This window comes from Streptococcus equinus (genome assembly GCF_049393805.1).
GTDB lineage: Bacteria > Bacillota > Bacilli > Lactobacillales > Streptococcaceae > Streptococcus > Streptococcus equinus.
This window is the reverse complement of the sequence record NZ_CP185763.1, coordinates 740,911-757,247: the sequence shown is the minus strand read 5'-3', so window position 1 is coordinate 757,247 and position 16,337 is coordinate 740,911. Positions and strand designations below refer to the sequence as shown.

Genomic DNA, 16,337 nt, shown 5'->3' with positions numbered 1-16,337 from the left:
TTGTGCCTACGTAAGTTAATCTTTTCACAATTGTCTAAAAGGGAAACCTTTTAAAATAAAAAATTTTTTTTTGATTTTCATAAGGAGGAAATCACTAATGGTAGTTAAAGTTGGTATTAACGGTTTCGGTCGTATCGGTCGTCTTGCATTCCGTCGTATCCAAAACGTTGAAGGTGTTGAAGTAGCTCGTATTAACGACCTTACTGACCCAGCTATGCTTGCTCACTTGTTGAAATACGATACAACTCAAGGTCGTTTCAACGGTGATGTTGTTGTTAAAGATGGTGGTTTTGAAGTTAACGGTCAATTCGTTAAAGTTTCTGCTGAACGTGACCCAGAACAAATCGACTGGGCTAACGACGGTGTAGAAATCGTTCTTGAAGCAACTGGTTTCTTTGCAACTAAAGCTGCTGCTGAAAAACACTTGCACGAAGGTGGAGCTAAAAAAGTTGTTATCACTGCTCCTGGTGGATCAGATGTTAAAACAATCGTATTTAACACTAACCACGAAATCCTAGATGGTACTGAAACAGTTATCTCAGCTGGTTCATGTACAACTAACTGTCTTGCACCAATGGCTGACGCTTTGAACAAAAACTTCGGTCTTAAAGTTGGTACAATGACTACAGTTCACGGTTACACTGGTGACCAAATGACTCTTGATGGACCACACCGTAAAGGTGACTTCCGTCGCGCACGTGCTGCTGCTGAAAACATCGTTCCTAACTCAACTGGTGCTGCTAAAGCTATCGGTCTTGTTATCCCTGAATTGAACGGTAAACTTCAAGGTCATGCACAACGTGTACCAGTTCCAACTGGATCACTTACTGAACTTGTATCAGTTCTTGACAAAAAAGTAACTGTTGAAGAAGTTAACGCTGCTATGCAAGCTGCTGCAACTGAATCATTCGGTTACAACACTGACCAAGTAGTTTCAAGCGATATCGTAGGTATCTCATTCGGTTCATTGTTTGACGCAACTCAAACTGAAGTAACTGAAGCTGCTGACGGTACTCAATTGGTTAAAACTGTTTCATGGTACGACAACGAAATGTCATACACTTCACAACTTGTTCGTACTCTTGAATACTTCGCAAAAATTGCTAAATAATCATTGAGTTGATCAGTGAAAGAGAGGATTTATTCCTCTCTTTTTTTGTTTGTCAAAAATCCTGATTTTTAGGCCTTTAAAAAGGGTGATAGGGACAAATTCTATTGATTTAACTATCTCTTTTAGAGGTTTTGTGATATAATTAGCATGTATAAAAAAATATAAGGAGTCCTATCAATGGCTAAATTGACTGTTAAAGACGTTGATTTGAAAGGTAAAAAAGTCCTTGTCCGTGTTGACTTTAACGTACCTTTGAAAGATGGCGTTATCACTAATGACAACCGTATTTCTGCGGCTCTTCCAACAATCAAGTACATCATCGAACAAGGTGGTCGTGCAATTCTTTTCTCTCACCTTGGACGTGTTAAAGAAGAAGCTGATAAAGAAGGTAAATCTCTTGCTCCAGTAGCTGCTGATTTGGCTGCAAAACTTGGTCAAGATGTTGTCTTCCCAGGTGTTACTCGTGGTGCTGAACTTGAAGAAGCTATCAACAACCTTAAAGATGGTGAAGTTCTTCTTGTTGAAAACACTCGTTTCGAAGACGTTGACGGTAAAAAAGAATCTAAAAACGATCCAGAACTTGGTAAATACTGGGCTTCACTTGGTGACGGAATCTTCGTTAACGATGCATTCGGTACTGCACACCGTTCACACGCATCTAACGTAGGTATCTCTGCAAACGTTGAAAAAGCTGTTGCAGGTTTCCTTCTTGAAAACGAAATTGCATACATCCAAGAAGCTGTTGAAAACCCAGTTCGTCCATTTATCGCAATCCTTGGTGGTTCAAAAGTTTCAGATAAAATCGGTGTTATCGAAAACTTGTTGAAAAAAGCTGATAAAGTTCTTATCGGTGGTGGTATGACTTACACATTCCTTAAAGCACAAGGTATCGAAATCGGTAACTCACTTGTTGAAGAAGACAAACTTGATGTTGCTAAAGAACTTTTGGCTAAAGCTAATGGTAAATTGATCTTGCCAGTTGACTCAAAAGAAGCTAACGCTTTTGCTGACTATACTGAAGTTAAAGATACTGAAGGTGCAGCTGTAGACGCTGGATTCCTTGGTCTTGATATCGGTCCTAAATCTATCGCTAAATTCGATGAAGAATTGACTGGTGCTAAAACAGTTGTTTGGAACGGACCTATGGGTGTGTTCGAAAACCCTGATTTCCAAGCTGGTACAATCGGTGTAATGGACGCTATCGTTAAACAACCAGGCGTTAAATCAATCATCGGTGGTGGTGACTCAGCTGCTGCAGCTATCAACCTTGGTCGCGCTGACAAATTCTCATGGATCTCTACTGGTGGTGGAGCTTCTATGGAACTTCTTGAAGGTAAAGTTCTTCCAGGTCTTGCTGCATTGACAGACAAATAATTCTCGTTTTTAAGAGGATAAAAGAGCCTATTTTTAGGCTCTTTTTTGTTGCTTAAAAACTTTAGTAAAGCGTATACAAGTGTAGCATGATAAAGTTTAAATGTGATAAAATAAAGAAAATAAACTTGGGTGTGGGTCATGAGGTACTTAAAAAATCTTTTATCGAATTATAAATTTGATCCAAGTAAATTCAAGCTTGGTATGCGAACACTTAAGACTGGTCTGTCAGTCTTTTTGGTCTTGTTAATATTTCATTTATTTGGTTGGGAAGGGCTGCAGATTGGAACGCTGACAGCTGTTTTTAGTTTACGTGAGAGCTTTGATAGAAGTGTTCATTTTGGATTTTCACGAATTATCGGAAATAGTGTAGGTGGATTTCTATCTTTGTTGTTTTTCTTGATTAATCAGTTTTTTCATAATCAATTCTGGGTGACTTTGGTTTTTGTTCCAATTTTTACTATGCTTGGTATTATGATCAATGTTTCTATCAATAATAAGTCTGGAATTATTGGAGCAACGGCTGCGCTTTTGATTATCACTTTGTCAATTCCAGCAGGTGATACCATTTTATATGTTTTTGCTAGGGTGTTCGAAACTTTTTGCGGTGTCTTTGTGGCGATTCTTGTTAATTCAGATGTGGATTTACTTCGCAAGGTGCTGAAAAAATAGTCATAAAAAAATAGTGATTAATGTCATATTTTCTGACATATGGGGTTGACAGTTTAGAATTTTCAGACTATAATAATACTCGGAAGGAGGTCATCATGAAAGAAAAAGAACTCAGACGTTCCATGGCGGTTTTTCCTATTGGAACAGTAATGAAATTGACCGATTTAACTGCACGTCAGATTCGTTATTACGAAGATCAGGGATTAATAACCCCAGAACGTACATCGGGTAATCGCCGTATGTTTTCGCTAAATGATATGGATCGATTGCTTGAAATTAAAGATTTCCTTGATGAAGGGCTAAATATTGCTGCTATCAAGCGAGAGTATGCTGATAGACAAGATAAGGCTCTTAAAAAACAAAAATCTTTAACTGATGCTGATGTTCGTCGAATCTTACAAGATGAACTCCGAAACCAAGGCCGCTTTTCGGCCCCATCACAGTACATTAGCAATTGGCGCATCTAAAAATAAGCGTCGTTCGTTTATTTCGGTTTTAAAAGGAGACCTAAATTCATGACTATTACAGCAGCTGACATCCGTCGCGAAGTCAAAGAAAAAAATGTTACATTTTTACGTTTGATGTTCTCAGATATCGCAGGAACATTGAAAAACGTAGAAATTCCAGCAACTGATGAACAACTTGATAAAGTATTGTCAAACAAAGCAATGTTCGATGGATCATCAATCGAAGGTTTTGTACGTATCAATGAATCTGACATGTATTTGCATCCAGATCTTGATACTTGGACTGTCTTCCCATGGGGTGGTGAAAATGGTGCAGTAGCAGGTTTGATTTGTGACATCTATACTGCTGAAGGTGAACCATTTGCAGGTGACCCACGTGGTAACTTGAAACGTGCTCTTCGCCACATGGAAAAAGTTGGATTTAAATCATTTAACCTTGGTCCAGAACCAGAATTCTTCTTGTTCAAATTGGATGAAAAAGGTGAACCAACTCTTGAAGTAAACGACCGTGGTGGTTACTTTGACCTTGCACCAACTGACCTTGCTGACAACACTCGTCGCGAAATCGTTAATGTTTTGACTGAAATGGGATTTGAAGTTGAAGCAAGTCACCACGAAGTTGCGATTGGTCAACACGAAATTGACTTTAAATATGCTGATGTTTTGAAAGCTTGTGATAACATTCAGATTTTCAAACTTGTTGTTAAAACAATTGCTCGTAAACATGGTCTATATGCTACATTCATGGCTAAACCTAAATTCGGTATCAACGGTTCAGGTATGCACTGTAACATGTCACTATTTGACTATGAAGGAAACAACGTATTCTTCGATACTGAAGATCCAAAAGGTATGCAATTGTCAGAATCAGCTTACTACTTCCTTGGCGGTTTGATGAAACATGCTTATAACTACACTGCAATCATGAACCCAACTGTAAACTCATACAAACGTTTGGTTCCTGGTTATGAAGCACCTGTTTACATCGCATGGGCTGGACGTAACCGTTCACCACTTATCCGCGTTCCTGCATCACGTGGTATGGGTACTCGTTTGGAACTTCGTTCTGTTGACCCAACTGCTAACCCATATCTTGCTCTTGCTGTACTTCTTGAAGCAGGTCTTGATGGTATTGAAAACAAAATTGAAGCTCCAGCTCCAGTTGAATCAAACATCTACATCATGACTCAAGAAGAACGTAAAGAAGCAGGAATCCGTGACCTTCCATCAACATTGCACAACGCTGTTAAAGCTTTGCAAGAAGATGAAGTGGTTAAAGCTGCTCTTGGAAACCACATCTTCACAAACTTTGTTGAAGCTAAGAAAATTGAATGGTCAAGCTATGCGGCCTTCGTTTCACAATGGGAAATTGACAACTATCTAGATCTTTATTAAGAAGTAGTAAAAAGACAGCTTCTAGCTGTCTTTTTTTTACCAAAAACCACATTCTCAATTTAGAAAGTTTTAATAAGAACTATTCTAAACAGCAGGAATGTGGTATAATATAAGGTAAATATTCAGAATAGTTAGACTATTTTGGGCTGTTTGTATTAATGATAGGAGTAAGAGCTATGAATGAAAGTGCTTTGAGGGCGCAGCAGACAACGCTTTGGGATCCATCTTTTGAGTCAGATGCCTGTGGTATGGGGTTTGTTGCACAACTTGATGGAAAAGCAAGTCATACGTTGATTGATTATGCTTTGACGATGTTGACACGTATGAATCACCGTGGTGGTACAGGAGCAGAGCCTGATACTGGTGACGGTGCTGGAATGCTGCTCGCTTTGCCTGATGAATTTTTCCAAGAAAAGGCAAAAGAAGCAGGTTATGAATTACCTAAAAAAGGTGATTATGCAGTCGCACAGCTATTTTTACCTCAGGAAACTGAGGCTAAAGATAGTCTTTTAGAGGCTGTTAAAGCAGAAATTAAGTCGGCTGGTTTTCATGTTTTGATGACGCGTGATGTGCCATTTAATTATGATAATTGTGGTCCTGCAGCGCAGGAAATCATGCCAAGTTTTGTTCAAGTTTTTGTTAAAAAGCCTGCTGATACTAAAGCTGGTCGTGATTTTGAAGACAAATTATTCCGTTTACGTCGTCAGCTTGAAAAGAGTTTCTCAGCAGATGAATTTTTCATTTGCTCACTTTCAAGTAAGACAATTGTGTACAAAGGGATGCTTCATGCTTTTCAAGTAGGGCTATTCTATCCTGACTTGCAAGATGAGCATTTTAAATCCCACATCGCTTTGACACACTCACGCTTTTCAACAAATACTTTCCCATCTTGGGATCGTGCGCAGCCTTTCCGCTTTTTAGCGCACAACGGTGAAATTAATACGCTTCGTGGTGCTGAAAATTGGATGCACAGCCACCAGATTGAAGTTTACAATGAAGAAAATTCTGATTCTGCTAAGTTGGAAAACTGTCTAGAGTATCTTTATCGTAATGGTCGTGATATTCCACAAAGTCTTTTGATGATGGTGCCTGAAGCTTGGGGTGATGAATCTGGGCTTTCAGATGATCTTAAGGCATTTTACGAGTATGCGTCAAGTTTTGTTGCTCCGTGGGATGGTCCAGCTGCGCTTGTCTTTACAGATGGTGATATGGTCGGAGCACGCTTGGACCGTAATGGTTTGCGTCCTAGCCGTTACTCACTTACTAAGGACAATTTCTTGATTTGTTCAAGTGAATCTGGTGTAGTTGATCTTGAGCCAAGTCGTGTTATCGAAAAAGGTGTGCTTGGCCCTGGTAATATGATGTTGATTGATACTACTTCTGGTAAATTGATGCGTAATGAAGAAGTCAAAGCTTATTATGCTGCACAACATCCATATAAAGAATGGGTTGAAGAAAACATTGCACATCTTAATGATTTTGAAGCAGCTGAGCTAAATCAAGAAGCAAATGACATTGAAACAATGTGGAAAGCGTACGGATACAACGAAGAAGTCATTCGTACGGTTATTCTCCCAATGTCTGAAAGAGGCGAAGAACCAGTTATTTCAATGGGATTCGATAGCCCGTTAGCTGTGCTTTCTAATAAGAGTCAGTCTCTTTTCACTTTCTTTAAACAACAATTTGCGCAAGTTACAAATCCACCGATTGATGCCATTCGTGAACAAATCGTCGTATCAACAAGTGTTTATCTTGGTGGGGATGGTAATTTCAAGGAAGATGGTGCAGACAATTGTGTTAAAGTGAAAATCGATAGTCCTGTCCTCTCAACACAAGATTTTGCAAAAATCTCTAATTTGACAGATGATCGCTATCGTGCAACGACTTTGTCTACTGTCTATGATTTGGTAAAACCATCACAAAATCGTTTGCAACGTGCTTTGGAAAATCTGTTCAAATCTGCTGAGAAAGCTGTTGATAAAGGTAGCAAGATTATCATTCTTTCAGACCGAAATGTTAAAGAAAATCAAACAACTATTCCAATGTTGTTAGCAGTTTCTGGTTTGAATAACTACATGGTTGGAAAAGGTAAAGCTAGTCAATTTTCAATTGTGGTTGATACTGCGGAAGCTATTGAAGTTCATCATTTTGCCACTTTAGTAGGTTATGGTGCAGCGGCTGTTCATCCTTATGGTGCTTATGCGACATTAAAAGAATACGGTAAAGATGAACTTGCATTTGAAAAATACCGTAAAGCAGCTGAGAAAGGTATTGTCAAAGTCATGAGTCGTATGGGGATTTCTACAATTCTCGGTTATAAAGGTGCTCAACTGTTTGAAGCAGTAGGACTTTCTGATGAAGTTGTTAACAAGTACTTTACAGGTACTGTGACACGTATTGGTGGCTTGTCACTCGACCAAATCGAAAAAGAATATCTTCAACGTATGGAAGATGCTTTTGGTCCTCGTAAAGGTGACTATTTGCAAAGTGGCGGTATCTATCAGTTTAAAGCAGATGGTGAATACCACCTCTTCAATCCGCATACTATTTATAATTTCCAACAGGCTGTTCGAAAAGGTGATTACAAGCTCTTTAAAGAATACACTGCTGAATTAGATAAAGAGGCTTTGGCAACACCAACAACTCTTCGTTCAATTTGGGAATTTAATTCAAATCGACCAAAAGTTGCCCTTTCAGAAGTTGAACCTGCTCAAAGTATCGTTAAACGTTTCAAAGTGGGTGCCATGAGTTTTGGTTCACTTTCAAAAGAAGCGCACGAAACAATCGCAGAAGCTATGAACTCAATCGGAGCTAAATCAAACTCTGGTGAAGGTGGCGAAAATCGTAATCGTTTCAAAGTTCAGCCAGATGGTCGTAATTTGAATTCTAAGATTAAACAAGTCGCTTCAGGACGTTTCGGTGTCAATGCTGAATATCTTATGTCTGCTGAAGAAATCCAAATCAAGTTAGCACAAGGTGCAAAACCTGGTGAAGGTGGTCAATTGCCTGGTCAAAAAGTCTTCCCTTGGGTTGCTGAAATTCGTGGTGCAACGCCTGGTGTTCGTTTGATTTCACCACCACCTCACCATGATATTTACTCAATTGAAGATTTGGCACAATTGATTTATGACCTTAAAGCAATTAATCCATACGCTAAAATCAATGTTAAATTGGTTTCAAGTACTGGTGTTGGTACAATCGCTACAGGTTGTGTTAAAGCTGGTGCGGACAAAGTTGTCATTTCTGGTTATGACGGTGGTACTGGAGCTTCTCCACGTAACTCTGTCCGTGATGCCGGTCTTCCTTGGGAAATGGGCTTGGCTGAAGCACACCAAACATTGTCGCTTAACCGCCTCCGTCAACGCATGACGCTTGAAACAGATGGTAAATTAATGACAGGACGTGATGTGGCTATTGCAACACTCCTTGGAGCTGAAGAATATTCATTTGCGAGTCTTACCTTGGTTTCAATTGGATGTGTTATGATGCGTGTTTGCTCACTTAATACTTGTCCAGTTGGTGTAGCTACTCAAAATCCTGAACTTCGTAAACATTTTGCTGGTAAACCTGAACATGTCATCAACATGATGATGTTTATGGCAGAAGAATTGCGTGAATACATGGCTGAGCTTGGATTCCGTTCTGTCGATGAAATGGTCGGTCATTCAGAAATCTTGAAAGCTAAATTCATTCCAAAAGGTAAAGCTAAATCACTTGATTTCTCTCGTATGCTTGGAACAGCTTACCCTATCGAACGTAAGACAGAAGACCCATTTGCAGATGCGCGTCAATGGAAAGAATTGGATGGATTTGCCAAAGCTGCTGTTGATAGTGGAACAACTGTAACAGTTAAAGAATCAATTAACAACGTTCAACGTGCAGTTGGTGCTCGTATGGCAGGTTGGATGGCTGAACGTTATGGTAACTACTCAGTTGAACCTGGTTTGATTAAATACGAATACACAGGAATTGCTGGACAATCATTTGCAAGCTTTATTACACAAGGTATGGAATTGACTTTGGTTGGTGAAGCTAATGACTATATTGCTAAATCGATGTCAGGTGGTCGCTTGATTGTGAAACCACCACATGATGCAGCTTATGATATTGAAAATTCACCAATTGTTGGTAATGTTGCTCTCTTTGGTGCGGTTAAAGGTGAAGCTTACTTCGCTGGACGTGCTGGTGAACGTTTCTGTGTTCGTAACTCAGGTGCGAAAGTTGTTGTCGAAGGTGTTGGAGCCCACGGTTGTGAGTATATGACTGGTGGTGTTGCTGTTATCCTTGGTACAACAGGACGTAACTTTGCTGCTGGTATGAGTGGTGGTGTTGCTTATGTTTATGATGTTGATGGCGATTTTGCTGAAAAAGTAAATCATCAAATGGTTGACCTCTATAAAGTGGGTGAAACTCGTGGCGATGATATCTTGGTAGATATGATTCAAAAACATTATGAATACACTGGTAGTGCTAAAGCAAAACGTTTGCTTGATAACTGGGCACAAGAAGTTGATAAATTCATTAAAGTTTACCCAACTGAATTCCACGAAATCAATAACATTGAATACGCGCTCTCAGATACAGGTCTTGAAGGTGATGAACTTGAGTTGCGTACCTTTGAAATTGCTACAGGTGGTGCGGAAACAGCTGCCGAAAAAGAAGAACTTCTCGCAAAAGTAACAGGAGGTAAATAAAATGGCTAATCCATTTGGTTTTTTGAAATATGATCGAAAAGATAATCCGTTTCGTCCTGTTGCTGAACGCATCTTGGACTTTGAAGAACTGCAAGTGCCACTGACAGAAGAAGAACGTCAAAAACAAGCTGCACGTTGTATGTCTTGTGGAATTCCGTTCTGCCATTCTGGACAGTTTTATGGCGGTGGTCGTGCAGTTTCAGGTTGCCCAAATGATAATTTGATTCCTGAATGGAATGATCTTCTTTACAAAGGAGATTATAAGCGTGCATTTGAGCGTTTATCACGCACTAATCCGTTTCCAGAGATGACTGGACGTGTTTGTCCAGCTCCATGTGAAAAAGGCTGTACAGAAGGCCTCAATGGCTCTGGAGTGACTATTCATGATAACGAACGTTTCATCATTGACACTGCATTTGAAAAAGGTTGGGTTGAAGAAGCAGGAAAACCAGCTGCTCGTACCGGCTTTAAAGTAGCTGTTATCGGTTCAGGTCCTGCAGGTTTGTCAGCTGCATGGCGCCTCAATAAACTTGGTCATAGCGTGACCGTTTATGAACGCAGTGACCGTTTTGGAGGCCTTTTGATGTACGGTATTCCAAATATGAAGTTGGATAAAGAAGTTGTTCAACGCCGTATTGATCTTATGGAAAAACTTGGCATCAATTTTGTGGCAAATACAGAAGTTGGACGTGATGTGACTGCTGATGATTTGTTGAAAAAATTTGATCGTGTTGTTCTTGCAACAGGTGCAAGTGTTCCACGTGATTTGAATGTTCCGGGTCGTCATTTGACTGGTGTCCGTTTTGCGGTTGATTTCCTAACAGAAACTACTAAGAATGTTCTTGCTTCTGATAATAAAAAACTTGGTCCAACGCTTGAAGGAAAACACGTTCTTGTTATCGGTGGCGGTGATACTGGTAACGACTGTATCGGTACAGCTATTCGTCTCGGAGCAGCAAGTGTTAAACAACTTGAAATTACTCCAGAACCACCAGAAAAACGTCTTCCAACAAATCCTTGGCCGCAATATCCAATGATTAAACGTATTGGTTACGGACAAGAAGAAGCAAACTTTGTTCAAGATACTGAGTTGACGACTTATGCGACATCAACAACAGAATTGATTGGTGCAGATCGTGGTCAAGTCATCGCAGCGAAGACAATCAAAGTTGGGCCTGGTTTCAAACCAATTGAAGGCACTGAAGAAATCATTAAAGCTGACCTTGTTTTATTGGCGATGGGATTCACTGGTGCTGAAAAATCACTCTTTGACCAATTTGGCGTTCAAAGTGTTTATGATGATTATTCAACCAATAATGATCGAGTCTTTGTTGCAGGTGATGCGCGTCGTGGTCCAAGTCTTGTGATTTGGGGAATTCGTGAAGGACGTAAAGCCGCAGAAAAAATCGACCAAGGTCTTCGTATCATGGTTGCTCAATAAATTTTAAAAAACTGCTTGAGGGCAGTTTTTTTATGTTTCAAAGATAGTAGGTAATGAAATACAGCGTTTACATATCTTTATATTTTTTGTAATATTTGACTGCTATACTGGTAAGCGTAAAGGGGGATTTTTATGAACTACAAAAAAACATTAACACTAGCGACAGCTGCATTAGCAGGCGCAGTATTACTTTCTCAAGCAGATGCAAAAGCAGACACTTATACAATTCAAAATGGCGATTCATTTTATAGTGTAGCGCAGATGTACGGCTTGAGTGTTTACGACTTAGCAGCATTGAATGGCATGTCAATTTATGACACTATTTTTCCTGGTCAGGTTTTGCAGATTCCTGATAAAACGCCGATTGATCCATTTGTGACGAACTTGTTAACATCAAGCGTCAACAGTGAATCTAGCGGGGCTAACCAATTGGTATCAAATTCAGCCCAAACAGACAATACATACCCTGTTGGTCAATGTACTTGGGGTGTTAAGCAGCTAGCAACTTGGGCAAGCAATTGGTGGGGAAATGCTGGTGATTGGGCAGCTAACGCAGCTAGTCAGGGATTTGTTGTCAGCAGTCAAGCAGAAGTGGGAGCGATTGTTTGCTGGACAGATCCCAACAGCTATGGGCATGTTGCCTACGTGACTGCCGTCAATACTTCTGGCCAAATTCAAGTGCTGGAATCAAATTATGGAAATAAACAGTGGATAGATAACTACCGTGGGTGGTTTGATCCGACAAATAGTAAAACAGCTGGAGAAGTTAGTTATATCTATCCAAAAAATTTATGATAAATGGAAAAGGCCTAGAATATCTAGGTCTTTTTGAACAGTTGTGGATAAGTTGTTAACAACTTGTGGATAAAGTGTGGATAAATTAAAAAAGCGAGTTGATATCAACTCGCTTTTTTAATTTATTTATCATCAGGTGTGAGAATCATTGGGATAATGATTGGTTCACGTTCTGTTTTTTCATATAAGAATGGACGTAGTGCGTTAACAATTGCTCCGTTAACAGATTGGATACTTGCGTCTTTGTTTTTCAATGCGATACGAATAGCGTTGAAAAGAACACGTTGGCTTTCACGGATAAGGTCACCTGATTCACGCATGTAGATGAAACCACGACTAAGAATGTCTGGTCCAGCAAGAATCATTTGACTATCAAAGTCAACTGTAGCAACAGCAAGTACGACACCGTCTTCAGAAAGATCACGACGATCACGAAGTACGGCAGCACCAATATCACCGATACCATTACCATCAACGTAGATATCTTGAGCGTTGAAGTGTCCAGCGCGACGAGCTGAGTTAGCTGTAAGAGCTAGTACATCACCGTTTTCCATGATAAAGATATTTTCTTTTGGAATACCAGTATCCATACCTAAACCTGCGTGAATCTTAAGCATACGGTATTCACCGTGAACAGGCATGAAGTATTTTGGTTTCATCAAGCGGAGCATCAATTTTTGTTCTTGTTGTCCACCGTGACCAGATGTGTGAATGTTGTTAACTTTACCGTGGATAACTTCTACACCAGCTTCTTGGATAGTGTTGATAAGTTTGTTAACACTTGTTGTGTTACCAGGAATTGGGCTAGATGAGAAGATAACAGTATCACCAGGTTGGAGTGAAACTTGGCGGTGTGTACCGTTAGCAATACGTGCTAGCGCAGCCATTGATTCACCTTGGCTACCAGTACACATGATTAAGATTTCGCTAGCATGGTAATCTTTGATTTCGCTCGGTTCAATGAATGTTCCTTTTGGAACTTTGATGTAACCAAGCTCAATACCGTTAACAATGGCTTTTTCCATTGAACGACCAAAGACGACGATTTTACGTCCTGTTTTGACAGCTGCTTCGGCAGCTTGTTGGAGACGGAAGATATTTGAGGCAAATGATGCGAAGATAATACGACCATGAATGCCTTCAATAATCTTCATGATAGATTGTCCAACAACTTTTTCTGAGTTTGTAAAAGTTGGAATTTCTGCGTTAGTAGAATCAGATAGCAGACATAGGACACCGTCTTCCCCAAGGGCAGCCATGCGGTGGATATCAGCAGGTTCACCAACTGGTGTCCAGTCAAACTTGAAATCCCCCGTGCAGACAATTTTACCTTGAGGTGTGTGAACGACGATACCTAGAGGTTCTGGAATTGAGTGGGTAGTACGGAAGAATGTAACGCTAAGATTTTTGAAAGTCAATTCTGTATTAGCATTGATTTCGTAGAGTTTAGCATCACGCAAGAGTCCGTGTTCTTCCAATTTTCCTTTGATAAGAGCAAGCGCTAAAGGTCCAGCGTAAACAGGAATGTTAGCTTGCTTTAAAAGGAATGGAATTCCCCCGATGTGGTCTTCGTGCCCGTGAGTAATCACAAGCCCTTTGATACGATCGATATTGTCAACAATGTATGAATAGTCTGGAATGACATAGTCAATACCGAGCAAATCATCTTCTGGGAATTTGATACCAGCATCGACGATGATAATTTCATCTTGATATTCGATACCGTAAGTATTTTTCCCTATTTCTCCAAGACCACCAATCGCATAAACCCCAACTTCTTCGGGTTTTAAATTGATTTGAGACATGTTATAACTCCGTTAATTTAAAGGCACCTGATTCTTTTTCGTAAGCTAGGTGTTTGTCTGAAAGAAGTTCGATGTATTCTACGTTGTAAGGTGTTTTTTCTTCAACGAGTTTACGTGTTTTGATACGTCCTTCAAGTTCGTTAGCCGCATCGATTTCTAAGTAAAGTGCTTTAGTTTGTTCGCGGCGTGGGTTACGTTCTTTTGTTTCTTGATAAAAAACTTTATAAATCATAGTTTTTTCCTTTCTTAATGTACCTGTGGCTAATCAAAATACACAAAACACATCAACTAGCTTGTAGCTACTTGACCAGTTATTATTAAATTTTTTCCGAGTAATTGATTTAACCTTGATTCGTTGCAATTATTAAAATTATATCATAAAATAAGAAGTATAATCAAGTGAGGGAATTTAAATGATGAAAGTTTTAGCCTTTGATACTTCAAGTAAGGCTTTGTCTGTTGCCATCTTGGATGGTGAAAATTTACTAGCCGATGTTACGGTCAATATTAAGAAAAATCACAGCATTAATTTGATGCCTGCGATTGATTTTTTGATGAAAGCTGTGGACTTAAAACCAGCTGATTTGGATAGAATTGCTGTGGCTCAAGGACCAGGTTCATATACTGGACTTCGTGTGGCAGTTGCAACAGCTAAAACGTTAGCTTATACATTAAATATTGATTTAGTTGGTATTTCTAGTCTGTATGCTCTTGCTGCGGCAGCTGACTTTGAGGGAGTAGTTGTCCCACTTATCGATGCTCGTCGTAACAATGTCTATGCTGGATTTTACAAGAATGGTCAAGCTATCAAAGAAGACCAACACATGAATTTTGCGGATGTTTTAGAAACTGTTAAAGATGAAAAAGAGGTCATGTTTGTCGGTGAAGTGGCTAATTTCTGTCAACAAATCGAAGAAGCGATGCCAACTGCCAAAACACTGACAGTTTTGCCGTCAGCTTATGCCATCGGTAAACGTGGACAAGAATTACAACCAGTCGATGTGGATAGTTTTGTTCCAAGTTACCTAAAACGTGTAGAAGCAGAAGAAAACTGGCTTAAGACACACAAAGAAGACCCAAGTGCTCATTACATTAACCGCATTTAATATGAAAGATTTACAAAAAAATGTCACTGCTGTTTATGAGATTTTGTCGGATGTCTATCCCGTTTCTCCCTGGTCTGAAAAGCAGATTTTATCGGACATGCAACAGGAAAATGTTGATTACTTTTTTATAGAAAAGAATGGTGAAATCGCTGGATTTTTAGCGATTCAGCAGCTGGCAGGTGAATTAGAAATCACAAATATTGCTATTAAAAAAGCTTATCAAGGACACGGTCTTGGAAGTCAATTGCTATCCAATCTAGACCAGATGGACTATCCGATCTTTTTAGAGGTTAGAGCATCGAACGCTCCAGCTCAAGCTTTATATAAGAAGTTTGGCTTTGACATTATCGGCAAGCGCAAGCAATATTATCATGAACCTGTAGAAGATGCGATTATTATGAAGCGCGAAGGTAAATAAGAGGAAAAAATCAGATGAAAGATAGATATATTTTGGCCGTGGAGAGTTCTTGTGACGAGACAAGTATCGCGGTCTTAAAAAATGAAAGTGAGATTTTAAGTAACGTTATTGCAAGCCAAATCGAAAGTCATAAACGTTTTGGTGGTGTTGTACCAGAAGTTGCGAGTCGTCACCATGTGGAAGTTATTACAACTTGTTTTAAGGATGCCTTAGCTGCTGCAGAGATTGAGGTCAGTGACCTTGATGCTGTTGCTGTGACTTACGGACCTGGTTTAGTTGGTGCAATTTTGGTCGGAATGGCAGCTGCGAAGGCGTTTGCTTGGGCTAATAATTTGCCACTTATTCCAGTTAACCACATGTCAGGGCATTTGATGGCTGCGCGTGAGGTGCAAGAACTTCAATACCCATTGATGGCACTTCTAGTTTCTGGTGGTCACACAGAACTTGTTTATGTGTCTGAACCTGGTAACTATAAAATTGTCGGTGAAACACGTGACGATGCCGTTGGTGAAGCTTATGATAAAGTTGGTCGTGTTATGGGACTTACATATCCTGCAGGACGTGAAATTGACCAGTTAGCCCACAAAGGAAAAGATATTTACGATTTTCCACGTGCTATGATTAAAGAAGATAATCTAGAATTTTCATTCTCAGGTTTGAAATCTGCCTTTATCAATTTGCATCACAATGCCGCTCAAAAAGGTGAAACATTGTCAAACGAAGACTTGTCAGCTTCATTCCAAGCAGCTGTTTTGGATGTTTTGATGGCTAAAACTAAAAAAGCTTTGGAAAAATTTCCAGTAAAAACATTAGTTGTTGCTGGTGGTGTTGCTGCAAACCAAGGCTTGCGTGAACGCTTAGCTGATGAAATCACAGAAGCAGAGGTCGTTATTCCACCACTTCGTCTATGTGGTGACAATGCTGGAATGGTTTCACTTGCCGCAGCTATCGAATACGATAAAGGTCACTTTGCAGGGCTTGATTTAAATGCAAAGCCAAGCTTGGCTTTTGATACTTTGGATTAAGGATTAAAATACAAGAAAACTCCTGAACGGTGCTGTC

The 16,337-nt window shown here is 39.7% G+C and carries 13 protein-coding genes; 11 read left to right on the top strand and 2 right to left on the bottom strand.

Translation table 11 applies throughout. The features are described 5' to 3' along the window. Positions 1 to 97: 97 nt before the first annotated feature. The 8 genes from gap to ACN0NP_RS03655 all read left to right on the top strand — a co-directional run bounded on the left by gap (position 98) and on the right by ACN0NP_RS03655 (position 11,946). Positions 98 to 1,111 carry a type I glyceraldehyde-3-phosphate dehydrogenase gene (gene gap, locus ACN0NP_RS03690; protein WP_021143165.1) on the top strand — a complete coding sequence of 338 codons (1,014 nt, stop codon included), beginning with the start codon at positions 98 to 100 and terminating at the stop codon, positions 1,109 to 1,111. 177 nt (positions 1,112 to 1,288) lie between these two features. After that, a complete protein-coding gene (locus tag ACN0NP_RS03685) occupies positions 1,289 to 2,485 on the top strand; it encodes a phosphoglycerate kinase (protein ID WP_033153373.1) in 1,197 nt (398 codons plus the stop codon). Positions 2,486 to 2,623: 138 nt separating this feature from the next. After that, positions 2,624 to 3,154 (top strand): FUSC family protein, encoded by a 531-nt coding sequence (locus tag ACN0NP_RS03680; RefSeq protein ID WP_074450812.1) that lies wholly within the window; start codon positions 2,624 to 2,626, stop codon positions 3,152 to 3,154. A 95-nt stretch (positions 3,155 to 3,249) separates the two neighbouring features. Then, a complete protein-coding gene (locus tag ACN0NP_RS03675) occupies positions 3,250 to 3,621 on the top strand; it encodes a MerR family transcriptional regulator (RefSeq protein WP_021143161.1) in 372 nt (123 codons plus the stop codon). Between the two features lie 48 nt (positions 3,622 to 3,669). Next, complete coding sequence (gene glnA / locus ACN0NP_RS03670) at positions 3,670 to 5,016, top strand: type I glutamate--ammonia ligase (protein WP_027968347.1); 1,347 nt, start codon at positions 3,670 to 3,672, stop codon at positions 5,014 to 5,016. A gap of 176 nt (positions 5,017 to 5,192) precedes the next feature. Beyond that, positions 5,193 to 9,710: a glutamate synthase large subunit gene (gene gltB / locus ACN0NP_RS03665; RefSeq protein WP_423217577.1), complete on the top strand. Its 4,518-nt coding sequence runs from the start codon at positions 5,193 to 5,195 to the stop codon at positions 9,708 to 9,710. A 1-nt stretch (position 9,711) separates the two neighbouring features. Further along, complete coding sequence (locus tag ACN0NP_RS03660; RefSeq protein ID WP_024343532.1) at positions 9,712 to 11,151, top strand: glutamate synthase subunit beta; 1,440 nt, start codon at positions 9,712 to 9,714, stop codon at positions 11,149 to 11,151. Between the two features lie 132 nt (positions 11,152 to 11,283). After that, the gene (locus ACN0NP_RS03655) at positions 11,284 to 11,946 is read left to right on the top strand and encodes a CHAP domain-containing protein (RefSeq protein WP_423217576.1); all 663 of its coding nucleotides are present in this window, start codon (positions 11,284 to 11,286) and stop codon (positions 11,944 to 11,946) included. 122 nt (positions 11,947 to 12,068) lie between these two features. Here ACN0NP_RS03655 and rnjA read toward each other — a convergent pair whose 3' ends face one another. After that, positions 12,069 to 13,751 (bottom strand): ribonuclease J1, encoded by a 1,683-nt coding sequence (gene rnjA, locus ACN0NP_RS03650; RefSeq protein ID WP_004233273.1) that lies wholly within the window; start codon positions 13,749 to 13,751, stop codon positions 12,069 to 12,071. A gap of 1 nt (position 13,752) precedes the next feature. After that, positions 13,753 to 13,983, bottom strand: coding sequence for a DNA-dependent RNA polymerase subunit epsilon (locus ACN0NP_RS03645; RefSeq protein WP_004233272.1), 231 nt, complete (start codon positions 13,981 to 13,983; stop codon positions 13,753 to 13,755). Positions 13,984 to 14,167: 184 nt separating this feature from the next. Between ACN0NP_RS03645 and tsaB the strand changes: the two genes are divergently transcribed. The 3 genes from tsaB to tsaD are packed head-to-tail and all read left to right on the top strand — an operon-like array spanning position 14,168 to position 16,300. Continuing rightward, positions 14,168 to 14,857: a tRNA (adenosine(37)-N6)-threonylcarbamoyltransferase complex dimerization subunit type 1 TsaB gene (gene tsaB / locus ACN0NP_RS03640; protein ID WP_423217671.1), complete on the top strand. Its 690-nt coding sequence runs from the start codon at positions 14,168 to 14,170 to the stop codon at positions 14,855 to 14,857. Position 14,858: 1 nt separating this feature from the next. Continuing rightward, entirely contained in the window at positions 14,859 to 15,275 is a 417-nt protein-coding gene (gene rimI, locus ACN0NP_RS03635) for a ribosomal protein S18-alanine N-acetyltransferase (protein ID WP_423217575.1), read from the top strand. Between the two features lie 14 nt (positions 15,276 to 15,289). Continuing rightward, the gene (gene tsaD / locus ACN0NP_RS03630; protein WP_004233268.1) at positions 15,290 to 16,300 is read left to right on the top strand and encodes a tRNA (adenosine(37)-N6)-threonylcarbamoyltransferase complex transferase subunit TsaD; all 1,011 of its coding nucleotides are present in this window, start codon (positions 15,290 to 15,292) and stop codon (positions 16,298 to 16,300) included. Positions 16,301 to 16,337 lie beyond the last annotated feature (37 nt).